Source organism: Bacillus cereus group sp. MYBK14-1 (genome assembly GCF_051916885.1).
In the GTDB taxonomy this organism is placed as follows: domain Bacteria; phylum Bacillota; class Bacilli; order Bacillales; family Bacillaceae_G; genus Bacillus_A; species Bacillus_A cereus.
This window is the reverse complement of record NZ_JBQAHM010000022.1, coordinates 22295-47793: the sequence shown is the minus strand read 5'-3', so window position 1 is coordinate 47793 and position 25499 is coordinate 22295. Positions and strand designations below refer to the sequence as shown.

Sequence of the window (25499 nt, the reverse complement as noted above, 5' to 3'; positions counted from 1 at the left end):
ACTTCACATAGCACTAACGTGCTTGTAATGTTGTTATGATAATATGTTAATGGAATCGCTACTGACTCCCCTACAGCTTTAAATCCTGCAAAGTGAATAACTGCTTCAATTGCATTTTCTTCAAAAATTGCGTCAAGCGCTTCGCGATTTAAAACATCTTCTTTATAAAACTTAAATTGTTTTCCTGTTATTTCTTTCACTCGATTTATAGATTCTACCGAGCTATTCGAAAGATTATCCACTACTATAACTTCGTAACCGCTATTTAGTAATTCTACACATGTATGACTACCAATATATCCTGCTCCACCTGTTACAAGTATTGCCATAATTATAGTCCTCCATATTTCATTCATTATAAACTTCTCAAAGTATATCACATATTTCTTATCCTATGTTTAACATGCGAACACAGAAACTTACATTTTATCCCATAATAAATTTATAACATATACGATTCTAATCAGGTAATAAAAAAACGCCACATAATTTTTATTATGTGGCGTTTTTTTATTAAATTACATAACAATATACACTTAGAAAATGCGCAAGACTACCTAATAATACAAAAACATGAAAAATTTCATGATGCCCCATATATTTAAACTCTAACCATTTTGGCTTTGTTCCATAAATAAATCCACCAATTGTATAAAAAATGCCCCCAAGTACTAAGAAAATAATGCCTCCTGTACTTAAATTCTCAGCTAACGGTGCAAAGAATAACACAATTAACCAACCCATCGTAATATAAATTGCTGTCGATAACCATCTTGGACAATTAAACCAAAACATTTTAAATACAATGCCACAAATCGCAGTTGCATAGACTAAACAAAATAATAGTAAACCACTTGCTGAATTTAATGTAATTAAGCAAAAGGGTGCATATGTACCTGCAATTAATATAAAAATCATAGAATGATCTAGCTTCCTAAAGAAGTAAATAACACGTTCATTGGCCACAACACTATGATACACAGCTGACGCCGTATAAAGGACCATCATTCCAATACCAAACAAAATAACAGCTGTAATTGCAGCAAATGATGGCATCTTGATAGAAACTTTCACAAGCATAGCTAATAAGGCAATAAATGATAATATTGCTCCACCTAAGTGAGTAAATGCATTAACCGGTTCCCTTACATAAGCATTCATAATAACACTCCTCATATAATTACATGTAGTTTTGATAACTACATGTAATTATATACACATTTCTTTTTAAGGTCAACATTTACAATTCATTTGTTTCGTAATACCATATTTAAAGATATATTAAACATTAAGTTCCACTAAGTTATAAAAGTGAGGGATTCTACGTGGAAAATATAAATGAATTACTTGAGACATTGCATTTAGAAAAAAACATTAAACTTGAGGATATTCCAAATGTTGACTTATATGTAGATCAAGTTGTTCAACTATTTGAGAATACTTATGCAGATACAACGAGAACTGATGATGAAAAAGTATTAACCAAAACCATGATTAATAATTACGCAAAAGGAAAACTATTCATCCCCATCAAAAATAAAAAGTATTCAAAAGAGCATATGATTTTAATTAGCCTAATTTATCAATTAAAGGGAGCTCTCTCCATTAACGACATAAAAAGTTCATTAGAAACTATAAATGACTCCTTATTAAATGATGATTCATTCGAATTAAATACGTTATACAAAAATTATCTTGCTCTTACTGAAAGCAATGTCGAAAGCTTTAAACAAGACGTAAATAACCGTGTTACAGAAGTAAATGAGATTTCTTCCTTAGAAGATACAAAGCTAGAAAAATTTCTACTACTAACATCCTTCGTGACTATGAGTAATATGTATAGACGTTTAGCGGAGCAACTAGTGGATGATTTAAAAGAATCATAAATAAAAAACTATCCACCTATTAAAGTGGATAGTTTTTTATTTACTTAATTGCTTCATGAACTTTTAGTTGTTTCCCTTTAATCGTTGTAGTCTTCATGACTTTCAAGACGAGTGGTCCTTTTCCATTTAATATTTCAACATAAGAAACATTATCTTGTATCGTAATAATACCTATATCTTCTGCTGTAACACCTTTAATTTTAGCAATTGTACCGACGAAATCTACCGCCCTAATTTTCTTTTTCTTCCCGCCATTAAAGTACAGCTTCATAATGCCTTTGTTGATGTCTGCATTTTTATCTTTCTTTATAATTGGTTTAGCATGTATCTTTTCTTCAAATGCAGCTTTCTCTTTCATAACTTCTTCTTTTGAAGGTCCAATTGCCTTTGGAATTTCAAATCCAATATACTCCTCAATCTCTTCTAAAAATCTATTTTCATATGGTGTTATAAATGTAATAGCTTTTCCACTATTTCCAGCTCGTCCCGTTCTTCCAGTACGATGTACATAGCTTTCTTTTTCAAGTGGAATATCATAATTAATAACATGTGTAATATTATCAATATCAATTCCTCTCGCAGCTACATCTGTTGCTACTAAATAGCGGAATTTTCCTTTTCTAAAATCATCCATGACTTCAAAACGATCTTCTTGTACCATACCACCATGTATTTTGTCACAGGGATAGTTAGCTCGTTTTAATTGTCTATATACATGATCTACATTTTCTTGTGTACGGCAAAAAATAATACAGCTATCAGGATTCTCAATCGTTGTTACATCTTTAAGTAGTGAAAGCTTCTCGTCTTCTATCACCTCAAAAAGAGTATGTTCAATTTTATCCGTCGTAATCCCAGCCGCTTTAATTTCAATATGAGTTGGTGAATTCATATATGTACGAGACAATTTCTCAACATCTTCTGGAAGTGTTGCTGAAAATAACATCGTCATTCTTTTTGTAGGTAATTCATCAATAATTGCCTCTACTTGATCGATAAAGCCCATATTTAGCATCTCATCTGCTTCATCAATAACTAAATACTTCAAACACTCTAAAGAAAGGGTACCCTTCTCAATATGATCCAACACACGACCAGGAGTCCCAACTACAATATGTGTCTTTTGCTTTAATTCTAATTTTTGACGTGCAAATGGAGATTTCCCATAAACTGCCGCAGCCTTAATCCTTTTGAATCGACCTATATTTGTAATATCTTCTTTTACCTGTACCGCAAGCTCTCTCGTTGGTGTTAAAACTAATGCTTGTGGTTTATTCTCTTCCCACTCCACCATTTCACAAAGTGGAATACCAAATGAAGCTGTTTTTCCACTTCCAGTCTGGGACTTCACAACAAGATCCTTCTTTTGTAATGCAACTGGAATAACCTCACCTTGTACTTCTGTTGGATGATCATACCCTAACCCAGTAAGTGCCCTTACAATTTCCTTACTTAATTTATAATCAGAAAAACTTTTTTTGCTCATATATTAACCTCATTTTATTCTGTATTATTTTCTTTTTTATCTTTTGTATACGTTACTATCACCCTACTTATTATACTTGAAACCTCACATAAAAGGTGAATCATGCCAGATTCATCTTTTTATATAGAAATAAACCTTTTCATTTCATATATTGTTCAACTACTTGATAACATCTTTTGCTCGTATTGTTAGCATTAACCTTTTTATAGTATCCTACATCCAATCAAAAAAATAAAAAGAATACATACAACCTTCTATAATTATCTTAATTTTTCAACCCTTCCTATAAACGAACAATATAATTTAAAAAACGTTTTAAATTCGTTTTTAACGTTGTTTTTCAGGTATAAAATCTATTTTTTCAAAAAATGTTAAGAAATCCTTTGACTTCTTAATAAAAATAATGTAAATTATCCTATGGACGAACATTTTTGATTAATAAAAATAAAATATTCGTATTTTAGGGGTGTAAATGATGGAAAACGTATTCGACTATGAAGATATTCAATTAATTCCTGCAAAATGTATTGTAAATAGCCGCTCTGAATGTGATACAACTGTCACTTTAGGAAAACATAAATTTAAATTACCTGTCGTGCCTGCAAATATGCAAACGATTATTGATGAAAGAATTGCAACTTATTTAGCTGAGAACAACTACTTTTATATCATGCATCGTTTCCAACCAGAGAAACGAATCTCATTCATTAGAGATATGCAATCACGTGGATTAATCGCTTCTATCAGCGTTGGTGTAAAAGAGGACGAATATGAATTCGTACAACAATTAGCTGCTGAGCAACTTACACCTGAATATATCACGATTGATATCGCACACGGTCATTCTAATGCTGTGATTAACATGATTCAACATATTAAAAAACATTTACCAGAGAGCTTCGTTATTGCTGGAAACGTTGGAACTCCAGAAGCGGTAAGAGAATTAGAAAATGCTGGTGCCGATGCAACAAAAGTTGGTATTGGACCTGGTAAAGTTTGTATTACTAAAATTAAAACAGGCTTCGGAACTGGTGGTTGGCAGCTAGCTGCACTTCGCTGGTGTGCAAAAGCTGCAAGTAAGCCAATTATCGCTGATGGTGGTATTCGTACACACGGCGACGTAGCTAAATCTATTCGCTTTGGGGCAACTATGGTCATGATCGGTTCTCTATTCGCTGGTCACGAAGAGTCTCCAGGGGAAACAATTGAAAGAGATGGAAAACTTTATAAAGAATACTTCGGTTCTGCTTCTGAATTCCAAAAGGGTGAGAAGAAAAACGTTGAAGGTAAGAAAATGTTCGTTGAGCATAAAGGTTCTTTAGAAGATACGTTAATCGAAATGGAACAAGATCTTCAATCTTCTATCTCTTACGCTGGCGGAACAAAATTAGACGCTATTCGTACTGTAGATTATGTTGTCGTGAAAAACTCGATTTTCAATGGTGACAAAGTATATTAATTCTTAAATTAACTCGAAGGACAAGCATTTTCATGCTTGTCCTTCTTTTTTGTATATGAAAATGTAAAACATTTTAATTTAACTGAATTTTCTAGTATTATGTGTTTAGATAGTCTTAATAAGGGGGAGATACGACTTGAAAAATGTAATAGAAAATCGCCTTAATCGCGCAGAGGTACCCGCTGAACTAACATGGGATTTATCCGATTTGTATAATTCTGATGTCGAATGGCATACTGCATTAAACGCATTGGAAAATGATATACAGAAACTTGATTCATTTAAAGGGCATTTACATACTAGCTCCCACACTTTATTAAATTGCCTACTTTTAGAAGAAGAGCTTTTAATGACGTTAACAAAACTGTACTCATATGCAAATTTAAAAGAAGCTACTGATCGTACAAATCCAAGTATTCAAGCGAACTCTTCCAAAATTTCTGCTTTATGGACGAAAGTACATACTGCACTATCCTTTATTCATAATGAAATCCTCTCATTCGACGAAGGAACAATTGAAAGATGTTTAACTGAAGAAACAAAACTCGAACCTTTCCGTAAATCTTTACTAGAGATACTACAAAAAAGACAGCACACACTCTCTCCTGAAACAGAAGAAGCACTTGCTGCACTTGGCGAAGTTCATAGTTCTCCATACAAAATTTACGGCATGACTAAATTGGCCGATATGGATTTCACTTCTATACAAGACGAACAAGGAAACGAACTTCCTGTTTCATTCTCATTATTTGAAAGCAAATATGAATTTTCTCCAAGCACATATATACGTCGAAAAGCATATTCATCATTTGTTTCCACACTAAAACGATATAAAAATACAATTGCCACAACATATGCTACTGAAGTAAAAAAACAAGTAACACTTTCTCGTTTACGTAAATATGAATCCGTTACTCATATGCTATTAGAACCACAAAAGGTTCCACTTGAAATGTATAACAACCAACTTGATATTATTTATAAAGAACTAGCACCTCATATGCGCCGTTTTGCAGATTTAAAAAAGAGAGTATTAGGACTCGATCAAATGCTTTTCTGCGACTTACATGCACCTTTAGATCCCGAATTTAATCCGGCGATTACTTATGAAGAAGCAGGCACGCTCATTCAAGATTCTTTAAAAGTATTAGGCGATGAATATAGTTCCATAATCCAAAAAGGATTCAAAGAAAGATGGGTAGATCTTGCAGATAACGTAGGCAAATCAACAGGGGCATTTTGCTCAAGTCCATACGGCTCTCATCCCTATATTTTAATTACATGGCAAAATACGATGCGTGGATGCTTTACATTAGCACATGAATTTGGACATGCTGGTCATTTCTATTTAGCAAATAAAAACCAACGTATCATGAACGTACGCCCATCTATGTACTTTGTTGAAGCACCATCAACCATGAATGAATTACTATTAGCTCAGCATTTACTAGCGACTACTGACGATAAGAGAATGCGCAGATGGGTCATTCTACAACTACTTGGCACATATTATCACAACTTTGTTACTCATTTACTTGAGGGTGAATATCAACGTAGAGTATATGCTCTAGCAGAAAAAGGACAGGCCCTTACAGCTACAACTTTAACTGAAATTAAAACAAATGTCCTTTCGACATTCTGGGGAGATTCTGTAGAAATCGATGAAGGTGCGGGCTTAACTTGGATGCGTCAGCCTCATTATTATATGGGTCTATATGCTTATACATATTCCGCAGGCCTCACTGCATCCACTGCAGTAGCTCAAATGATTAAAGAGGAAGGACAACCTGCTATTGATCGCTGGTTAGATGTGCTTCGTGCTGGTGGTACAATGAAACCACTTGAACTAATGAAACATGCCGGAGTAGATATGTCAAAACCAGATGCAATCCGTAAAGCTGTTTCTTACGTTGGTTCATTAATTGATGAATTAGAGCATTCTTATCAAGAATAAAAAAATAAGCCCTCGCTTTAATGAGGGCTTATTTCATATTTACTTCCCAAAACGTTTGCGATATCCACATTTCCTGCAAAGTTCTTCAACCGCAACTCTTTTCGAAAATCCATCGACAATGTTTGTTGCCCTTTCACCTTCAATAATGTTAGAAAATGAATCATTATTAATATTCCCAAGGTTAATAATCCCTTCACCATCTAAACAACAAGGAATAACTGTTCCATCCGCTAAAATACCCGCTTGATTACGAAGTCCATGACAGAATCCTTTCCCATCATCCTCTTCCTCATGTAATGCTGGCCACTGGAATTCATAGTCTTGATTAATAAAGACACGTTCTGCAATTTTTATACCTTTTCCTGGTGTAAGCTTCTCTTCAATTTGATAAGCTAGATCAAATTCATTTTCAATTATAGATAATAACTCTCTATTTTTCTGGATTTCAGCATTTGTTTTATTATCCTGAGTTAAATTCCATAACCTTAACGATACAATTAAATCTGATTGACTTGTCGCTTCCCTAATGAAGGAAAGTATACTCCTTACATAGCCCTCTTTATCTTGCGAACCTGGATGTCCATCAAAACTATGCAGTGAAAAATTCATTTGTCTTAACGCAGGCTTATTTAACAGCCTATGTCTTCTCTTATTAATTAACGTTCCGTTCGTTGTAATATTAACTTTAAATCCTTTTTCATGACTTAAGTCTAATAGTTGATCTATTTTCGGATGGAGCAACGGCTCACCCTTCACGTGCAAATAAATGTAGTCTGTGTGAGGTTTAATTTGGTCTAATCTTTTAGCAAAATCCTCCACAGAAATGAATTGCTTCTGCCTTTCCGTCGGCGGACAAAAGCTACACGCAAGATTACATACACTCGTAATCTCCAAGTAAAACTTCTTAAACTTCTTCACCTTTAATTCCTCACTTCTCTAACTACTTATACTTTTTCCTCTTCATATTACAGCATATTTTTATGGAAATAGAAACATACTTATTTTAGGAAATCTACACACCATCTAATAATATTTAAAAGACCATCGGTAATTTTTGTCCAATGGTCTTTTTATCCTTTTATATACAAAGAATAAATTTATTTATGATACGGCTCATCGTAACTATTCTAAATAAGGTTATTTTTTATTATTTTCATAATTAAATTTAACAAAAAAGGTAGTGCCTTCCGATCCTGTTTGAATTTCTATTTTTGCATTATGGCGGGCAGCAATGGCATAACATACACCTAACCCCAATCCAGTTCCATTATCTTTGGTCGTGTAAAACGGCGTACCCAGTTTCTCTAATACTTCAGGCCTGATACCTTTTCCTTGATCCCGCACTGCAAGCACCACACAATTTTGACCTTCCTTGTAAGTGCTAATGGTTAGAACTTTCCCTGTATTCATCGCTTCTAAGCCATTACGATATAGATTCATTAATAATTGCCGTATCTCATTACGATTTAAAAGTAATTCTGGAATGTCATTTGTATCGACTTGAATATATTTATTTTGATTGTACGTATCAATCTTTATTAAAGGAATAATATCGCGGATAATTGAATTTAAATCTAACATCTGCAAATCCAATTTCCTTGTATTACCCATTGAGAGAAATTCAGTAATAATAGAATTGGCACGGTTAAGTTCTTCAATCATTAAATGAAAGTACTTATTATGTTTCTCATAGGTATTCTCTTCTTTTAATAACTGTAAAAATCCCAGTACTGTTGTCATTGGATTTCTAATTTCATGGCTGATACCTGCTGCCATTTGCCCTATTAAATCTATATTGGATAATCTTTTCAATTCCTGTTCATATTTCTTTTTTTCCGTTATGTTTTTAAAAATACAACAAATACCATCATCATATGGGTATGCAATAACTTCGTGCCAATATTCATCTGCAGTAGAAAGAAATTCGAAATGAACTGTAGTTCGCTCTGACATCGCACGATGAAATTCCTTATACATAACTGTTTCAATTTCACTCGGGAAAACATTCCATATATTCTTTCCTAATACATCTTTTGCTGTTTTTCTTTTCGGAAAATATTGGTGCTTATTTACGTACGTAAATTCCCATTTATTATTTAAAATAAAAAATCCATCCGTAATACATTCAATCACACTTGTAACTTTTTCATTAGCAGCAGCTAGCTCTCTCGTTCGCTCTTCCACTATGCTCTCTAGTTGATCCATATACAACAAATTCGAAAACGTAGGGGCTGTGGCATCAACGATAGATTTTGCTAGTTGAAGTTGGGAATCATCATAATTGTGAGCTTTTCCTTCTTTGCCAACGATGATTACCCCTAATACTTCTCCCATTGAAACCAATGGAATCATCAATAGACCCTTACTATCTATATTTTTTGTTTGAATAACCTCTTGGATCTTGGCTTCATAGCTTTTCTCTGTCCAATCCGCTTCTGTCCAATGACAGTCCTTACTTAATTTCGTTGTTTTAATTGTTGTTTTGTCTAGCGGATCTAGAAGATGAGCAGTCATATTTTTACTCTCTAAAATCTGTTCTAGGTAAAAAAAGCATTTATCAAAACTCTCCTGTATCGAGGAACACATCGATAAATCACGTGTAACATTTAGTAACAGTTGTTTCTCAGCAATAAGGTTTTCCTTTTGTTTTAAATTATTTGCGTTTTGAATTGCAACCGCAGCCATATTTACATAAGCTTCAACACTTTGAATTTCTGAATCTGTTAAGTTCATCGGAATTCCATAATCAAATAAAAAAACCAGACCAAATAACTCTTGCCCAAATGAGATAGGCAGAGCTAATAAGGACTTAATTTTGAATGCATTAACCGGTCTCGGATCTGGTCGATGATCCTTTGAGGTATCAGGAATATAGATGGTTCTTTTCGTTTCAATAACTTCTTTTGCCAGTAAGTCTATTTCAGGATCAATTACTTGAGTATCGAGCGTTACACCATTTATAGTCTCTGGTTTTCCTGCAAACCCTCTAAATGTTCCATCTTCCTGGGGTAAATAAATTCCAACAGCGTCGCACCTAACAATCTCCTCTGATATCGCCATTGTCACACGCTGCAATACGTCACGTAGTTCTAATTTCGTATTTATTATTTTTGTTATATTCGCGAGCCTAGAATATCTCGTCTGATCACTTACCATTCACATAGCCTCCAGTTATAGGCATAATAAAATAAATATGATAATATCAGTGTTTTATATAGAATACATTACTTATGATACGGTTCCCCACGATTAATCCGAAACGCTCTATACACTTGCTCAAGCAACACTAATCGCATTAATTGGTGTGGTAATGTCATCTTTGAAAAAGAAAGTGATTCATTTGAACGCTTCATCACTTCTGAGCTTAGTCCAAGTGATCCACCAATTACAAATGCGACTTTACTCTTTCCGTATGTAGCAAGGCGATCTAGACTTATCGCGAATTCTTCTGATGACTTTTGCTTTCCTTCTATAGCTAATGCAATCACATGTGTGTCATCAGAAATTTTATCCAGTATACGTATACCTTCTTTTTCCTTTACAATTAACATTTCTGCTTCACTTAAATTTTCTGGCGCCTTTTCATCAGGCAATTCAATTACTTCTACTTTTGCGTATGCAGATAATCGTTTTAAGTATTCTGCTATACCTTGTTTCAAATATTTTTCTTTTAATTTCCCAATTGAAATAATCGAGATATTCACACGTATCCTCCACCTTACAAACATGTTATCCACAAAACTTATCCACATATCCACAAATACTACCCACATATTGTGTGAGAATCTGTGTTCGATACAACATATGTCGCCTCATTTTGACAAAATTCACATGTTTTTTTCTCTTTTTCCGAGTTATCCACATTGTTGATAACTGGCGCAACTTCACACTCATCCACAATAATATCTAACGCTAATTCAACATGCTCTAAACAACAAGGTAAATTCATTTTCTTCACCTCACTTTTCTACAATAGAAAACAGGAGGTAGGCCCTCCTGTTTTTAATACTTTTGAATGCCTAATTTCACTGTTGTTGTTACTCTTTTTGTGCCACGATAAAACGTAAGAGTCATTTTATCATTAATTTCCTTATCATATAAGGCCGTACGGAATCCAATAATATCGCGAATCGGTTTTCCATCTACCGCCACAATAACATCATGTTCTCTTAAACCAGCATCCGCACCTGGCGAAGGACTTTTCACATCCAAAATACAAACTCCCTCTGTTACAGTACCTGGTAAATGTAATGTTTTTGACCAATAATAGTTTGGAATTTCATTTAATGACCTAAGTTCAATCCCAACATATGGTCTTCTTACTTTTCCATACTTCTCAAGTTCATTCATAATCGGAACAGCTCTAGTCACCGGAATAGCAAGGCCGATTCCTTCTACTTCTTTTGCAGCAATTTTCATTGAATTAATACCAATTAATTGTCCTGCTGCATTTACAAGCGCACCGCCACTATTCCCCGGATTAATCGCTGCATCTGTTTGTAACACTTCTACTTGCCAATCATAATGTCCATCTTGATCTAAATCTACAGGGACAATACGTTCATTAGCTGAAATAATACCTTGTGTAACTGTTCCAGAAAATTGCAGTCCAAGCGGGTTTCCAATCGCAATAACTGGCTCTCCTCTGCGAACAGTATTAGAATCGCCAATTTCAATTATTTTTTTCACATGCTTTGCATCTATTTCTAATACAGCTAAGTCTGTGACTACATCGGTTCCTAATACTTTTCCAGGAACCTTCTTACCGTCACTTAGACTTACTTCAATACGATTCGCTCCAGCTACAACATGATTATTCGTTACAATATAAGCTTGACCATCTGTCTTTTTATAAATTACTCCTGATCCTGTACCGGCCTCTGAATCTGCCTCTGAAAAGTTATCTCGTTGAATGTTAATAACACCCACAACAGCTTCAGATGCACGATCAACAGCATCTACAAAGCTAATCTGTTTAATCCCTTGAGTTTCGGCCATATTACTTCCGCTTGCTTCAGCTTGCGGAAGCGTATCAGCAGAATTTGAAAATAAAGGCGCTCCAAACGCGAATAAAGAAGCTCCTACAATTGTTCCCGCTATACTAGAAAGAACTATACCTTTGTGCTTCTTTTTTCCTGCACGTTTCATACGATAATTTTCTTCATCAATAAAGGACATATTTGTTCACCTATCTTCCTGAAAACAACTATATTCACCTTTATTGTTTACTAAAATGAAGAATTATACGTATTGAATTTTTGTAGGCATTTTTGGATCTGTATCGTGAATTTCAAAGGATTCACCCACTCCAAATCCTTTTTCCTCTAGTACTTGTGATACTGACATACGCGCTAGTTCTTTCATGTTATTATCTAAGCTTAAATGGGCTAAATAAATATGCTTTGTCTCATCTGTAATTACATCTGCCATCGCTAATGCAGCATCCTCATTACAAACATGCCCAACGTCACTTAAAATACGTCGTTTAATGCTCCATGGATAACGTCCCATACGAAGCATTTCTACATCATGATTACTTTCAAATACGAAAGCATTAGCTCCCTTAATAACGCCTTTCATACGGTCACTTACGTATCCCGTATCTGTAATAAGCGCTAACTTCCTATTATTGTTATGGAAAGCATAAAACATCGGTTCTGCCGCATCATGAGAAACTCCAAATGACTCGACTTCAATATCACCAAAGGTTTTCACATCACCAACTGAGAAAATAAACTTTTGTTCAGTTGGGATATTTCCTATTAAATGTTCCATTGCATTCCATGTTTTCTCATTCGCATAAACAGGTAAATCATATTTACGTGCCAGTACACCTAAACCTTTAATATGATCACTATGCTCATGCGTTACAAGAATACCTGATACATCATTTATATTCAGTTCTGCTTGTTTAAATAAAGCCTCTGTTGCTTTACCACTTAAACCTGCGTCGACTAGTAATTTTTTTTCATCGGTTCCTACGTATAGCATATTTCCTGTACTTCCACTTGCAAGTACGCTAAAATGCAACCCCATTCTTTCTCACTCCAGTATGTTCATCAACCACTTGATTTTCCTTTTCTCCTAATTCCATAACTTGTCCTTCAATTGCATTCACAAAGAAGTCCTGCTTCTGCTCCGTTTTCAAATTCCACGTTGGAGCCAGTACTTGGTTATTAGAAGTAGATGCGGTAAGAGTGGCATAACCAATTTGCGCTTCTTTAACATGCGTATTTCCATGAATTTTATTTTTTAAATACAAATTTTCTAAAGCTGTTTGAGCCGTAATAATTTCTTGCTCTTTCGTTTTTTCACCTTCGCCCATTTCTTTTAAATCAGTTAGCATTGTCTGCGTATATGAAACAAGTTCATTTTTTTCATTTAATTCCACAACAATCATCGCCTGATTATTATAGAAAATAGGCTTATCTTTATATTTTTGGAAGAAATAAATTTTAGAGTCTTTCACCGCTCCAAATTCATACTTTTGTCCATCCAATACATAGTTCTTCAAAAATTCATTATACTTATCTTTTGATAATGATTTCGTATTTAAAAAAGGCTCTTTTAGCTTACTTTCTATCTTGTACATATTTTGTATATGCACCGTTTGATTTTTCAAAGACTGTATATCTTCTTCTTTAAAAGCTTTATTTTCTGCTCTAATAAATGACTCTTTTTTCGGTTCTTTAGGGATATTTCCCATCGTAATTTTGTTTGCTTTTAATTCTTGATCTATCTTTGTTTCTGCAATAAGCTCCAATTGATTACTATCTTGCTTTTGAATGAATTGGAAAATGAGAAAGAGGTCCAAAACAAAAAAGGTCACAATAAATATGGTTTTAATCCGATCCCAATCCATTTAGTCCTCCCTCACTCCACTCATAGATTTTCTGTTTACCTGTTTCATCTTCAACAAGCTTTACATACCAAATTGGTTGTAATCGAACTACTTGTCCATCTAGTGATAACTTGTATCCAATACCAATATCCTTAATTACTTGTTTCTTTATCTCTGGATTATTTTCTAGGGATGCTATTACAACATGCCCTGACGGAAGAGTAACCTTCTGTTCTATACCTTTAGTATTTAAAGACAGCAACGGTCTTTCATATTCCATTACTTCTTCTGATCCCCATATTTGTCTCAATTCAGCTAATCCATCTTCATTGAATACTGAATATCCATCTTCATTTAAACGAAATACTGTCTCTCCTTTATTCATATAGTCCAAACGATATGAATCCAAACTTCCACTGTGACCACTTACGAATTCAAAGCTTTTTTGTAAAAGCATTAAATTATCTATCGTTTTCTCAGTTAAGACAGAAGAGTTTTTATACTTTAGCATGTGACGATCGTTTTCAATTTCCATGGATCTAATACCATCTGTAAATGTTTCTTTCGACATCTCGGTAATCGGACTTAAATAACGAGGATCACTAAACAGAGCATTCTTAAACGTATCAACTGCTAAATTAGATGAAATATATGTTATATTGTTTAACTCTGTCGTTCCATCTGGTAAAAATAACTTTTTCATATCATTAAGTTGATAATCAAAATAAGGCTTTGCTGATACTATAAATTGATTTTGGGCATTTACAATATCTTTTAAATACACGCCACTTAATTTTGCCTCGTATATTTTAAAGTTATCACCATCAGAAACAAAGTTAATTTTAATTTCTTGATCCTTACTTCGAGAAGGATCGAGGAGAATACGGTTAAAATGTTTAGGCTTATCTGTACTCTTCTCTTTCATGTTAAACATGGATTTTACTGCATCAAATGGGATATCGGTAGGGAAAACAAGTTCAACTTTCCCTTCACCATGCACATATGAAAGGAAATCACCCTTAGTGATTGATATCTCTTTAAAATCATGTAGTTCCCCTACTTCCAGAGGCTTATAGATTGATTCTATATCTGCCTCTCTTCTGCTCCCATAATGATTTTTATCTTTATGCACGATGATAGAAGTAGGACGGACAACATCGGAAATTTTAGTTTGGTTCATTCCTTCATTTCCCTGCACAAATTTCGCGTTTTGCATGGATGTAGAATCTGGCACATACGTCCATAGGTTAAAAGTAAGAAATAGGCTAATTACAACTAGGTTAATTAAAACTATTGTTTTAAAGTTTTCCATACTCATTCCCAATCGTCCTCTTCATCTGCTGCCATTGGTAACGTGAAATAAATAGTTGTCCCTTTTCCTTCTTCACTCTTCGCCCAAATAGAGCCACCATGTGCCTCAATCATTTCTTTTGCAATTGCTAATCCAAGCCCAGTACCACCCATTTGTCTTGAACGAGCTTTATCTACGCGATAAAAACGTTCAAAGATTTTATCAACGTTTTCTTTTGGAATACCCATTCCTTGGTCACTTACACTAATTTCTAATAAATCACCGCGATCACGTAAACGATATGTTACTGTTCCACCTTCTGGTGAATACTTTAATGCGTTAGAAATAATGTTATACAGCACTTGAGTAATTTTGTCAGTATCCATATCAATAAATCTAGATTTCTTAGAGAAAGATCGTTTGAAACTTACATTTTGCTCTTTAGACATTTCAAAGCGATCAATAATATTATTAAAGAAATCAGTAAAGTCGACCCATTCTTTCATTAAACGATGCTCTGTACTATCAAGTTTAGATAGCTGTAACAACGCATTTACAAGTCTAATCATTCTTTCTGTTTCTTCTTGTGTAACCGTTAAAAATTGTGGTGCAATATTTGGATCCTGCCATGCTCCATCTGTAAGTGCCTCTAAATAACTGCGCATCGTCGTTAATGGCGTCCTTAATTCATGAGAGACATTCGCCACAAACTCACGGCGTTCCCGTTCTATACGCTCCTGCTCTGTTACATCATATAGTACAGCAATTAAGCCGTTTGCCTTCCCTGTTTCTTTTTGAATAACAGAGAAACTAGCACGTAAAATATATGGTTCGTTTCTCGTACTAAAATCTAATAAAACAGAATCTGGCTCTTCATATAAATGATCGAGCGTAAATTCTTCCTGTATCCCTAATACCTCTAAAACAGATTGATCGAGCGCTGTTTCACGAGAAACATTTAACATCTTTTCCGCAGGATCATTTAGTAAAATAATATCCCCTTTTCGGTCAGTAGCAATTACTCCATCTGTCATATGTGATAAAACAGATGATAATTTACGCCTTTCACTTTCTGTAGAAGAACGAGCTTGTTGTAATTTTTTTGATAAATTATTGAAGGATAATGCCAGTTGTCCAATTTCATCATGGCTATGCACTTTTACTTTTCTCGAATAATTTCCTTTTGCCATTTCGATTGCTTGTCTCCGCATATCTGAAATTGGTCTTGTAATTGTTTGAGCCAATAAAATCCCAAGTACGGCCGTTACTAATAAAGCAATTACTGTTCCCGTAGCAAAAATTTGATTTATATCCTTCATTTGTTTATATACATCTTCCATAGATGCCACAATGTAAATAACACCAAGCGCATCCTTACCGTTATCATCTAGAATCGGAGTAAGCATAACTTGAACACGATGACCTGTACTACCATCCTTCTCAATTTTCACTTCCGGCTTTTTTTGTACTAACACTCGCTGAACAGCTATATCAGTTGATGTTCGATTCACCTTATTCTGCTTTGATTCATCTGAAATAGCCAGTAACTTTCTGTGCGAATCAAATACACTTACCTCTTGTATAACTTTCTTCTGATCAGAGGCAAATTTTCGAATTGAAGTTTTAATCGTTTCATCTGTTGACTCTGTTTCTGCTTTTGTATAACTTTTTTTAAACTCTTGCTTCAAATTATATGATAATAAGTTTGTTTGCTGCGTTAAAGAATCCCTAAAACCTTGTACTAAGCTCTTCTCTAATTCCCTTACGAAATATACTCCAATAACTTGCATCGCTATTAATATTAATAGCATATATATAAGCACAAATTTTAAATGAATAGATTGAAAAAAACCAACTTTCTTCATATACTATTCCTGCTCTGGGTCACGCAAGTAATACCCTACTCCACGTCTAGTTACAATTAAAGTAGGATGGCTTGGATTATCTTCAATTTTTTCACGCAAACGACGTACTGTAACGTCTACTGTGCGCACATCTCCAAAATAGTCATAACCCCAAACTGTTTGTAATAAATGTTCGCGTGTCATAACTTGTCCTAAATGTTTCGCTAAATAATGTAGCAACTCAAATTCACGATGTGTAAGCTCGATATTTTCCTCGCGCTTCGTTACACTATATGCATTTGGATTAATCACAATTGGTCCAATAACCATTTCTGTATTTTCTTCTTTTTCCGCAGCACCACCTTGTTGATGGCGGCGTAAATTCGCCTTCACACGAGCAAGTAATTCCCTCGTACTAAATGGCTTCGTTACATAATCATCTGCCCCAAGCTCGAGCCCTAATACTTTATCAATCTCAGAGTCCTTTGCTGTAAGCATAATAATCGGCATTTCTGAGCTTTTACGTATTTCACGGCAAACCTCTAAGCCATCTTTACCTGGTAGCATAATATCTAATAAAACCATATCTGGTTGCTCTTCATTAGCCTTTTCAATTGCTTCATCACCATCATGCGCCATTACTATTTCAAAACCTTCTTTTTCTAGGTTAAACTTCAAAATATCTGCAATCGGCTTTTCATCATCAACTACTAAAATTTTCTTTCCCATCATCGTCTATTTCCTCCTTATAAAAATATGGTCAATAATCCCTAAACATATTGATGTTTACATAGTATGTCCTATATGACCGCATCCTTTGTTTAAGTATTTTCTCCTCTATTCTCATAGACTCATGTATGATCCACTTTTACACGGCATCCTATACGATCTATAGAAAAACCTCTAGCTTCAACTGCTAGAGGCTCCTCGTTCTATTTTAAAATAACTACTCAGTTTTGTAAAATTACATAAATAAAAAGGATATTAAGTGGGCCCACTTAATATCCTGAGAGTGGCTCGGGACGGAATCGAACCGCCGACACGAGGATTTTCAGTCCTCTGCTCTACCGACTGAGCTACCGAGCCAAAACTATATATAAAACCACTAATGGTGGTATAAACAAAAGTGGCGGTCCCGACCGGGGTCGAACCGGCGATCTCCTGCGTGACAGGCAGGCATGTTAACCACTACACCACGGGACCAAAAATAAGCAAAAAAAAACATGACCCGTACGGGATTCGAACCCGTGTTACCGCCGTGAAAGGGCGGTGTCTTAACCACTTGACCAACGGGCCACGAAAAATAAAATGGTGAGCCATGAAGGACTCGAACCTTCGACCCTCTGATTAAAAGTCAGATGCTCTACCAACTGAGCTAATGGCTCATACTCACCAACGTCATATTTTCGTGACGACAAGATGTATCATAACATGTATTCTGTATTTATTGCAATACTTTTTTTGTTTTTTTATAAAAGAATAAGAAAAAAACTCATGCAGACATGAGTTTTTTTTCAAAAAATGTTAATTAAGCTTCGTATACGTTACGTACAATATTTGTTTGGTTACGATCTGGTCCAACTGAGAACATAGATATTTGAATTCCTGTTAACTCAGAAACACGTTCTACGTATTTTCGTGCATTTTCAGGAAGTTCATCTAATGATTTTACACCAGTAATATCTTCTTCCCAACCTGGAAGCTCTTCATATACAGGCTCACATTTCGCTAAAATGTTTAAGTTAGCTGGAACTTCATCAATAACTTCGCCATTGTATTTGTAAGCTACACAAATTTTAAGAGTTGGAATACCTGTTAAAACGTCGATAGAATTTAATGATAGATCCGTTAAACCACTAACACGACGTGCATGTCTTACAACAACGCTATCGAACCAACCTACGCGGCGTGGACGACCAGTTGTCGTTCCATACTCGCGACCAACTTCACGAATTTGATGACCAATTTCATCATGAAGCTCAGTAGGGAATGGACCATCACCAACGCGGCTTGTATATGCTTTACATACACCTACAACGCGAGTAACTTTCGCAGGACCAACTCCAGTTCCAACTGTTACACCACCAGCAATTGGGTTAGAAGATGTAACGAACGGGTACGTACCGTGGTCAATATCAAGCATAACACCTTGCGCACCTTCAAATAATACACGGTGATTATTATCTAATGCATCATTTAATACAACAGACGTATCACATACATATTGCGCGATTTGTTGCCCGTACTCGAAGTACTCTTCGAAAATTTCTTCTACAGTGAAACCTTCTGTATCGTACATTTTTTCAAATAAACGATTTTTTTCTACTAAATTGCGCTCAAGCTTCTCTTTAAATGCTTCACGGTCTAAAAGATCAGCCATACGAATACCAATACGAGCAGCTTTATCCATATATGCAGGACCGATACCTTTTTTCGTTGTACCGATTTTGTTATCACCTTTACTTGCTTCTTCTAACTCATCTTGTTTTAAGTGGTAAGGTAAAATAACATGTGCACGGTTACTTACACGTAAATTATCAGTACTTACACCACGATCGTGTAAGTATTTTAACTCTTCAAGTAATGCTTTTGGATCTACTACTAATCCGTTTCCGATTACACAAATTTTCTCTTTATAGAAAATACCAGATGGAATTAAGTGTAATTTATATTTAACTCCGCCGAAAACAATTGTATGTCCCGCGTTATTTCCACCTTGATATCTTGCAACTACTTCCGCATGCTCAGAAAGAAAATCAGTGATTTTACCTTTTCCTTCGTCGCCCCATTGTGTTCCTACAACTACTACTGAAGACATTATTAAAGCACCTCCGCAATTTTCAAACGATCTATTCAAACAATATAATTGTACCAAAACCGAAAGAGAAGTCAACCGAAAAGCGAACATTTTTTCACAAAAAAACATTTTCGTTCGTAAGAATTATATATTTAACTTATGAAAGCCTTATCTTTCTTATAAAAAAAAAAGAAACACATCTTATTATAAGAAATGTGTTTCTTTTTTATACTGCCTTTATGCCGGTGGAGCATGTCCATCCTCAAAACGACGTTCTAAGTTAACGAACTTATTGAACTCTTTGACGAATGCAAGTTCCACTGAACCTACTGGACCGTTACGTTGTTTTGCAATAATAATTTCAATTGTATTTTTGTTTTCCGTTTCTCGATCATAGTAGTCTTCACGATATAGGAAAGCTACAATATCAGCATCCTGCTCAATACTTCCAGATTCACGAATATCAGACATCATCGGGCGTTTATCTTGACGAGATTCTACACCACGAGATAACTGTGATAAAGCAATAACAGGCACTTGCAATTCACGCGCAATCCCTTTTAAGGTACGAGAAATCTCAGATACTTCCTGCTGACGGTTTTCTCCTGATTTCCCACTTCCTTGAATAAGCTGCAAATAGTCAATCAAAATCATACCAAGACCTTGTTCTTGCTTTAATCTACGGCATTTTGCTCGAATCTCATTTACTTTAATACCTGGCGTATCATCAATATATATACCAGCATTTGAGAGACTCCCCATTGCCATTGTTAATTTTGCCCAATCATCGGAAGTTAATGAACCAGTACGAAGTCTTTGTGCATCAATATTCCCTTCTGCACAAAGCATACGCATAACAAGCTGATCAGCACCCATCTCCAAACTAAAAATCGCTACATTTTCATCCGTTTTCGTCGCTACGTTTTGTGCAATATTTAATGAAAATGCCGTTTTCCCTACTGATGGACGTGCTGCCACGATAATTAAATCATTTCGTTGGAAACCTGCTGTCATCTTATCTAATTCAGTAAACCCAGTTGGTATCCCAGTAACTTCACCCTTTTGATTATGCAAAAGTTCAATTTTGTCATAAGCATCTACAAGAACATCTTTAATGTTTTGGAATGCTTTTGCATTCGTTTGATGGGATACTTCTAATATTTTTTTCTCAGCCTCGTTTAAAAGACCATCCACATCATCTTCTCTCTCGTATCCATCCGATACAATATGAGTCGCCGTGCGAATTAAACGACGTAAAAGCGCCTTTTCAGCGATGATGCGTGCGTAATATTCTACGTTAGCTGCAGTTGGCACAACTTCTGCTAACTCTGCTAAGTAAGAAACCCCACCAACCTCTTCTAGTAATCCTTGATCAGCCATTGCTGATGTCATCATTACTAAGTCGATCGGCTCTCCCTTATCAGATAGCCCAAGCATGACTTCAAAAATCTTTTGATGTTTCGTTCGATAGAACGAATCAGGTACCAATAACTCTGATGCTGAAGTTAACGCATCTTGATCAATCAATATGGCCCCTAAAACCGCCTGCTCAGCCTCTATATTATGCGGAGGGGTACGATCAGCAAGTACATCACTCATACGCAATCCTCCTTGCTTAATTTATTTTTATTGTTCACTAACATGAACTTTTACTGTTGCTGTTACTTGTGGATGCAATTTCACAGTAACGTTTGTATAACCTAACGCGCGGATTGCATCGTCCATTTCAAATTTACGTTTATCAAGTTTAATCTTGTGTGATTTTTGCATTGCATCTACGATTTGTTTGCTTGTGATAGAACCAAATAAACGGCCACCTTCTCCAGATTTCGCCTTTAATTCTACAGTTAATTTCTCTAAAGTCTCTTTTAACTCTTTTGCATTTTCAAGCTCTGCTGCTGCATCTTTTTCTTCTTTACGCTTTTGAGCTTCTAAAGTTTTCATACTGCTATTTGTTGCTTCAGCAGCTAATCCTTGTTTTAGTAAGAAGTTGTTTGCATAGCCATCTGGTACGTTTTTTACTTCTCCTTTTTTACCTTTACCTTTTACGTCTTTTAGAAAAATTACTTTCATGATTGTGTGCCTCCCTGTAAATAGTCATCAATAACAAATCGAAGCTTCTCCTCAGCTTCATCTACTGTAACATTTTTCATCTGTGTGGCTGCATTCGTCAAATGCCCGCCACCGCCTAAGTTTTCCATAATTAGCTGCACATTCACTTCACCTAAAGACCTGCTGCTAATTCCAATGAGATTCTCGTCACGTTTCGCAACAACAAATGATGCAATAATCCCTGTCATCGTTAATAACGTGTCTGCCGATTGCGCAATAAGCACTTGATCGTAGTAATCATCACTATCAACTTTAGCAATCGCAATTCCATTTTTATAAATGTACGCATTTTTTATAGCTTTTGCAACCCGTAAATACTGATCCATATCTTCCTTTAAAAGTTCTTGTACAAGTACAGTATCTGCACCATGTGAGCGTAAATAAGAAGCAGCATCAAATGTACGAGCCCCTGTCCGGAATGTGAAACTTTTCGTGTCGACAATAATACCCGCTAACAATGCCGTCGCTTCTAACATTGTCATCTTTAAATTTTTAGGTTGATACTCAAGTAATTCTGTAACCAATTCCGCCGTTGAAGAAGCATATGGTTCCATATAAACTAGCAATGGGTCTTCAATAAAATCTTCTCCACGGCGATGATGATCAATAACTACTACATTTTCAATTTTATGTAACAGTTTTTGCTCCATCACCATAGAAGGTTTATGCGTATCGACAACAACAAGTAACGACTCATCATTTGCAAATTCCATCGCTTGCTCTGGAGTAATAAAATGAGACCATAACTCCTCATTTTGTTTCACTTTGTCCATCAAACGCTTAATTCCTTTATCGGAATCATTTTCATCTAACACAATATATCCTTTACGCTCATTTAATTGAGCCACTTTTAAAATACCAATCGCAGCACCAATTGCGTCCATATCGGGAGCCCTATGCCCCATAATAATGACATTACTACTTTCTAATACTAAATCCTTTAACGCATGCGAAATGACCCTGGCGCGTACACGGGTACGTTTTTCAACCGGATTTGTCTTACCTCCATAGAACTTAACTTTACCTGTCGCTTGTTTAATAGCTACTTGGTCTCCCCCACGCCCAAGCGCAAGATCTAAACCAGATTGAGCCATTGCTCCAAGCTCTGATAAAGGTAAATCACCTGATCCGACACCCACACTTAATGTAAGTGGTATATTCCTTTTAGATGTTTCTTCACGCACCTGATCTAAAATGCTAAATTTCCCTTTCTCCATCTGCGTCAAAATACTTTCATTTAGCACAACGAAGAATCTTTCTGAAGATGCACGTTTTAAATAAGCACCATACTTAAGTGCCCATTCATTTAGTCGCGATGTCACAAGACTTGTTATATTCGTACGTAATTGATCATCTAATCCTTGTGTAACTTCATCATAATTATCCAAATAGATGACAGCTAAAACAGTCCTTTGATCCTCGTACATCTTTTCGATTTCTGTTTGTTCCGTTACATCAAAGAAATAAATTAACTTTTCTTCTTTCCTTACAAAAACGCGAAACTTTCGATTATTTAAAGAGACTATATCATCAGAAGTTTCTCCTTTAATGAAAAGAAGTAATGTTTCTGATACATCGTAAAGGTGCCATCCAGCTAATGCGTGCTGTCCCAGACATGAAGATAAATAAGGATTTGCCCAATCAATCCCATAATCCTTATTGTATAACAAAATACCAATCGGCATTTGGTTAAATGCTTCATTACTTACTTTCTTTACTCTTGTAATCATATCTGTCGTATGCTTTTCGAAATTCCTTTGAAAATTAAGTTCAAATCGTATAACGATAAAGAATACGATACAAAAAATGACAAAAGCAGCTATACCCATAATTAAATGAAAATAACAGAGAATTGAAATGAGCACAAACACAAAAAATGCCAATACATAAACAGGATATAAAAACCACTGTTTCTTATCAAATTCAGGCATGTATACAACTCCTATAAAGTAAAACTAACTTACCTTCCAGTTAGTTAAACAGATTAAAATAGTATAAGGAATATTATTTTATCCCCCTATTTTAGAACGCAATGAAATCCCTAAGTCAATTATACCTAAGATTGTCACAAGAGGAAACAGCATCGGAATAAACATGCATGCAATAAAACTAATAATAGGAACCCCTTTAGTAAAACCTTTTCTATACGCTAAAAAGGCGATAAATGTCAGACCTTGCAGTACAAGCAATAGTGCAAATATGACATTTAGGTTAGAAAATACCATATGTAAATATGATGTTGGTTCTACTTTTATAAAAGTTGCTAACAAAATAAATATAACGTAATACCAAATGATACTCTTTGGTAATTGTATATCTTTAAATTTAGGCCAAGATATAACTTCATGTTTTAACTTTTTCAAAACACTACCTGATATTATCACTGTAATCCAAGAAAAACATACTGAAACTAGCACAAGTATACTTGGAAGTAACGATTGTAATATATCATTCATTTGTGCAAGTAGCTCTTTTTGTTCCTTACTAATCGGCATACCTGTAGCACTTACTATCTTTTCGCTTTTCGCCATACTTTCACTAAACATACTTTGCATTTGCTTCATTATATCTATGTTGAAAAACTTTATACTCGCAACATAAATAAGTACAAAACCAATTAAGTATGCAAGCGTCCCCGCTATTAAGATTTCAACTGGCTTTTTTCTTGTTTTATACATATATCCTAAAACAATCCCTATCAATCCAAACATAATTGTCTTCACTAAATTCAGCGGTTGACTCACAATAATAGTAACAAAAAGTGCTGCTACAAAAACCACGAGCACATTAGATAGTTTATGTCTTATCATTAATAGTATAAATGGTAACGGCAACGCAAAAGTTACAACTGTACCCAAAATCGGAACATACATAGATATAAGCAATAAAATTGCATATATAGCTAATAATGCTGCACCTTCTGTAATAAACTTTGTTTGTTTCACATTTTAACCTCTCTTTCAAAAAGAAAAGCATAGCAAAATGCACAGTAGAGTCCGACTCTACTGTGCATTTCATACGCTATTATTCACCAACATATGGTAAAAGTGCCATTTGACGAGCACGTTTAATTGCAACTGTAAGTTTGCGTTGGTATTTTGCGCTTGTTCCTGTTACACGACGAGGTAAAATTTTACCACGCTCAGAAACGAAACGTTTTAATAAATCAACATCTTTATAGTCAATGCGAGTGATGCCGTTAGCTGTGAAGAAACACACCTTACGACGTTTCGCACGTCCACCTTTGCGTCCTGCCATGTCTATTTCCCTCCATTCTTTGTTAAAACTAACAAATTTACTGTATTAGAACGGTAAATCGTCGTCGGAAATGTCGATCGGTTGACCTACATTTGAAAATGGATCGTCATTCTTCGTAAATCCAGAGTTACCTTGGTTACCTGAATTACTAGATTGACCAAATGGGTTAGAGCCTTGGTTACCGAAACCAGCTCCTGATGGTTGCTGATTAAATGAACCACGTTGCTCCCCACCGCCATTACGCGGCTCTAAAAATTGCACGCTTTCCGCAAGAACTTCTGTTACGTATACACGTTTACCATCTTGTCCCTCGTAATTACGAGTTTGAAGACGCCCATCTACGCCTGCTAAGCTACCTTTTTTCAAATAATTTGCTACGTTTTCTGCTTGTTTACGCCATATTACACAATTAATAAAGTCAGCTTCACGCTCACCTTGCTGATTGGCAAATGCGCGATTCACAGCTAACGTAAAAGTAGCTACTGCGACACCATTGGGCGTGTAACGTAAGTCAGGGTCCTTAGTTAAACGACCAACGAGGATAACACGATTCATCAATCGAACCACTCTC

Annotated in this window: 23 protein-coding genes and 4 tRNA genes; 3 read left to right on the top strand and 24 right to left on the bottom strand. The window is 35.3% G+C overall.

From position 1 onward, the window contains the following. On the bottom strand, nt 1–329 hold a 329-nt coding region (locus ACTFR3_RS28370), incomplete at its 3' end, for an SDR family NAD(P)-dependent oxidoreductase (RefSeq protein ID WP_440045078.1). A gap of 184 nt (nt 330–513) precedes the next feature. Further along, nucleotides 514–1161: a PAQR family membrane homeostasis protein TrhA gene (gene trhA, locus ACTFR3_RS28365; protein WP_000995363.1), complete on the bottom strand. Its 648-nt coding sequence runs from the start codon at nt 1159–1161 to the stop codon at nt 514–516. A gap of 164 nt (nt 1162–1325) precedes the next feature. Between trhA and ACTFR3_RS28360 the strand changes: the two genes are divergently transcribed. Continuing rightward, nucleotides 1326–1886, top strand: coding sequence for a DUF1836 domain-containing protein (locus ACTFR3_RS28360; protein ID WP_000427879.1), 561 nt, complete (start codon nt 1326–1328; stop codon nt 1884–1886). A 40-nt stretch (nt 1887–1926) separates the two neighbouring features. On the opposite strand, the gene dbpA is transcribed toward ACTFR3_RS28360, so the two are convergent. After that, nucleotides 1927–3372: an ATP-dependent RNA helicase DbpA gene (gene dbpA / locus ACTFR3_RS28355; protein ID WP_000039350.1), complete on the bottom strand. Its 1446-nt coding sequence runs from the start codon at nt 3370–3372 to the stop codon at nt 1927–1929. 475 nt (nt 3373–3847) lie between these two features. Here dbpA and guaC point away from each other — a divergent pair, with 475 nt between their 5' ends. Both guaC and pepF read left to right on the top strand, forming a co-directional pair. Further along, on the top strand, nt 3848–4831 hold the full coding sequence (gene guaC / locus ACTFR3_RS28350; protein WP_000432447.1) for a GMP reductase: 984 nt from the start codon (nt 3848–3850) through the stop codon (nt 4829–4831). Between the two features lie 136 nt (nt 4832–4967). Further along, nucleotides 4968–6785, top strand: coding sequence for an oligoendopeptidase F (gene pepF / locus ACTFR3_RS28345; protein ID WP_000800006.1), 1818 nt, complete (start codon nt 4968–4970; stop codon nt 6783–6785). Between the two features lie 39 nt (nt 6786–6824). Here pepF and ACTFR3_RS28340 read toward each other — a convergent pair whose 3' ends face one another. From ACTFR3_RS28340 to ssb, 21 genes are all read right to left on the bottom strand, one after another. Further along, on the bottom strand, nt 6825–7703 hold the full coding sequence (locus tag ACTFR3_RS28340) for a radical SAM/SPASM domain-containing protein (protein WP_440045077.1): 879 nt from the start codon (nt 7701–7703) through the stop codon (nt 6825–6827). A gap of 219 nt (nt 7704–7922) precedes the next feature. After that, the gene (locus ACTFR3_RS28335) at nt 7923–9941 is read right to left on the bottom strand and encodes a GAF domain-containing sensor histidine kinase (protein WP_047792071.1); all 2019 of its coding nucleotides are present in this window, start codon (nt 9939–9941) and stop codon (nt 7923–7925) included. A 68-nt stretch (nt 9942–10009) separates the two neighbouring features. Further along, nucleotides 10010–10489, bottom strand: coding sequence for a 23S rRNA (pseudouridine(1915)-N(3))-methyltransferase RlmH (gene rlmH, locus ACTFR3_RS28330; RefSeq protein ID WP_001027000.1), 480 nt, complete (start codon nt 10487–10489; stop codon nt 10010–10012). A gap of 59 nt (nt 10490–10548) precedes the next feature. Further along, complete coding sequence (locus ACTFR3_RS28325; RefSeq protein ID WP_001052827.1) at nt 10549–10734, bottom strand: CxxH/CxxC protein; 186 nt, start codon at nt 10732–10734, stop codon at nt 10549–10551. A gap of 53 nt (nt 10735–10787) precedes the next feature. After that, a complete protein-coding gene (locus ACTFR3_RS28320) occupies nt 10788–11963 on the bottom strand; it encodes a S1C family serine protease (protein WP_000008033.1) in 1176 nt (391 codons plus the stop codon). 63 nt (nt 11964–12026) lie between these two features. Then, on the bottom strand, nt 12027–12821 hold the full coding sequence (locus ACTFR3_RS28315; RefSeq protein WP_000522837.1) for an MBL fold metallo-hydrolase: 795 nt from the start codon (nt 12819–12821) through the stop codon (nt 12027–12029). Further along, nucleotides 12805–13647 (bottom strand): two-component system regulatory protein YycI, encoded by an 843-nt coding sequence (locus tag ACTFR3_RS28310; protein WP_000383740.1) that lies wholly within the window; start codon nt 13645–13647, stop codon nt 12805–12807. The genes ACTFR3_RS28315 and ACTFR3_RS28310 overlap by 17 nt, the downstream gene beginning before the upstream one ends. Beyond that, nucleotides 13628–14944 carry a YycH family regulatory protein gene (locus ACTFR3_RS28305; protein WP_000061560.1) on the bottom strand — a complete coding sequence of 439 codons (1317 nt, stop codon included), beginning with the start codon at nt 14942–14944 and terminating at the stop codon, nt 13628–13630. Before ACTFR3_RS28305 ends, ACTFR3_RS28310 begins: the two co-directional genes overlap by 20 nt. Further along, nucleotides 14941–16782, bottom strand: a complete 1842-nt coding sequence (gene walK, locus ACTFR3_RS28300) for a cell wall metabolism sensor histidine kinase WalK (RefSeq protein WP_000755367.1) — start codon at nt 16780–16782, stop codon at nt 14941–14943. Before walK ends, ACTFR3_RS28305 begins: the two co-directional genes overlap by 4 nt. Before the next feature lie 3 nt (nt 16783–16785). Then, entirely contained in the window at nt 16786–17493 is a 708-nt protein-coding gene (walR, locus tag ACTFR3_RS28295; RefSeq protein WP_000971865.1) for a cell wall metabolism DNA-binding response regulator WalR, read from the bottom strand. Between the two features lie 281 nt (nt 17494–17774). Next, nucleotides 17775–17847 (bottom strand) — tRNA-Phe (locus ACTFR3_RS28290). Between the two features lie 41 nt (nt 17848–17888). Beyond that, a tRNA-Asp gene (locus ACTFR3_RS28285) sits at nt 17889–17964 on the bottom strand. Nucleotides 17965–17985: 21 nt separating this feature from the next. Next, nucleotides 17986–18057 (bottom strand) — tRNA-Glu (locus ACTFR3_RS28280). Between the two features lie 13 nt (nt 18058–18070). After that, a tRNA-Lys gene (locus ACTFR3_RS28275) sits at nt 18071–18146 on the bottom strand. 143 nt (nt 18147–18289) lie between these two features. Next, on the bottom strand, nt 18290–19579 hold the full coding sequence (locus ACTFR3_RS28270) for an adenylosuccinate synthase (protein ID WP_000100238.1): 1290 nt from the start codon (nt 19577–19579) through the stop codon (nt 18290–18292). A gap of 216 nt (nt 19580–19795) precedes the next feature. Continuing rightward, complete coding sequence (gene dnaB, locus ACTFR3_RS28265) at nt 19796–21157, bottom strand: replicative DNA helicase (RefSeq protein ID WP_001286148.1); 1362 nt, start codon at nt 21155–21157, stop codon at nt 19796–19798. 27 nt (nt 21158–21184) lie between these two features. Next, nucleotides 21185–21631, bottom strand: coding sequence for a 50S ribosomal protein L9 (rplI, locus tag ACTFR3_RS28260; RefSeq protein ID WP_000864228.1), 447 nt, complete (start codon nt 21629–21631; stop codon nt 21185–21187). After that, complete coding sequence (locus ACTFR3_RS28255; protein WP_440045076.1) at nt 21628–23601, bottom strand: DHH family phosphoesterase; 1974 nt, start codon at nt 23599–23601, stop codon at nt 21628–21630. Before ACTFR3_RS28255 ends, rplI begins: the two co-directional genes overlap by 4 nt. Nucleotides 23602–23679: 78 nt before the next feature. Beyond that, nucleotides 23680–24615, bottom strand: coding sequence for a YybS family protein (locus ACTFR3_RS28250; RefSeq protein ID WP_000814840.1), 936 nt, complete (start codon nt 24613–24615; stop codon nt 23680–23682). 79 nt (nt 24616–24694) lie between these two features. After that, a complete protein-coding gene (gene rpsR, locus ACTFR3_RS28245; RefSeq protein ID WP_000918873.1) occupies nt 24695–24928 on the bottom strand; it encodes a 30S ribosomal protein S18 in 234 nt (77 codons plus the stop codon). 45 nt (nt 24929–24973) lie between these two features. Continuing rightward, the gene (gene ssb, locus ACTFR3_RS28240) at nt 24974–25486 is read right to left on the bottom strand and encodes a single-stranded DNA-binding protein (protein ID WP_000981966.1); all 513 of its coding nucleotides are present in this window, start codon (nt 25484–25486) and stop codon (nt 24974–24976) included. Nucleotides 25487–25499 lie beyond the last annotated feature (13 nt).

Excerpts from the sequence above, each read along its gene's own strand:
- trhA (WP_000995363.1), bottom strand. The coding sequence starts at position 1,161 with ATGAATGCTTATGTAAGGGAACCGGTTAATGCATTTACTCACTTAGGT.
- dbpA (WP_000039350.1), bottom strand. The coding sequence starts at position 3,372 with ATGAGCAAAAAAAGTTTTTCTGATTATAAATTAAGTAAGGAAATTGTA.
- guaC (WP_000432447.1), top strand. The coding sequence starts at position 3,848 with ATGGAAAACGTATTCGACTATGAAGATATTCAATTAATTCCTGCAAAA.
- ACTFR3_RS28335 (WP_047792071.1), bottom strand. The coding sequence starts at position 9,941 with ATGGTAAGTGATCAGACGAGATATTCTAGGCTCGCGAATATAACAAAA.
- ACTFR3_RS28325 (WP_001052827.1), bottom strand. The coding sequence starts at position 10,734 with ATGAATTTACCTTGTTGTTTAGAGCATGTTGAATTAGCGTTAGATATT.
- ACTFR3_RS28320 (WP_000008033.1), bottom strand. The coding sequence starts at position 11,963 with ATGTCCTTTATTGATGAAGAAAATTATCGTATGAAACGTGCAGGAAAA.
- ACTFR3_RS28315 (WP_000522837.1), bottom strand. The coding sequence starts at position 12,821 with ATGGGGTTGCATTTTAGCGTACTTGCAAGTGGAAGTACAGGAAATATG.
- ACTFR3_RS28310 (WP_000383740.1), bottom strand. The coding sequence starts at position 13,647 with ATGGATTGGGATCGGATTAAAACCATATTTATTGTGACCTTTTTTGTT.
- ACTFR3_RS28305 (WP_000061560.1), bottom strand. The coding sequence starts at position 14,944 with ATGAGTATGGAAAACTTTAAAACAATAGTTTTAATTAACCTAGTTGTA.
- walK (WP_000755367.1), bottom strand. The coding sequence starts at position 16,782 with ATGAAGAAAGTTGGTTTTTTTCAATCTATTCATTTAAAATTTGTGCTT.
- walR (WP_000971865.1), bottom strand. The coding sequence starts at position 17,493 with ATGATGGGAAAGAAAATTTTAGTAGTTGATGATGAAAAGCCGATTGCA.
- ACTFR3_RS28270 (WP_000100238.1), bottom strand. The coding sequence starts at position 19,579 with ATGTCTTCAGTAGTAGTTGTAGGAACACAATGGGGCGACGAAGGAAAA.
- dnaB (WP_001286148.1), bottom strand. The coding sequence starts at position 21,157 with ATGAGTGATGTACTTGCTGATCGTACCCCTCCGCATAATATAGAGGCT.
- rplI (WP_000864228.1), bottom strand. The coding sequence starts at position 21,631 with ATGAAAGTAATTTTTCTAAAAGACGTAAAAGGTAAAGGTAAAAAAGGA.
- ACTFR3_RS28255 (WP_440045076.1), bottom strand. The coding sequence starts at position 23,601 with ATGCCTGAATTTGATAAGAAACAGTGGTTTTTATATCCTGTTTATGTA.
- rpsR (WP_000918873.1), bottom strand. The coding sequence starts at position 24,928 with ATGGCAGGACGCAAAGGTGGACGTGCGAAACGTCGTAAGGTGTGTTTC.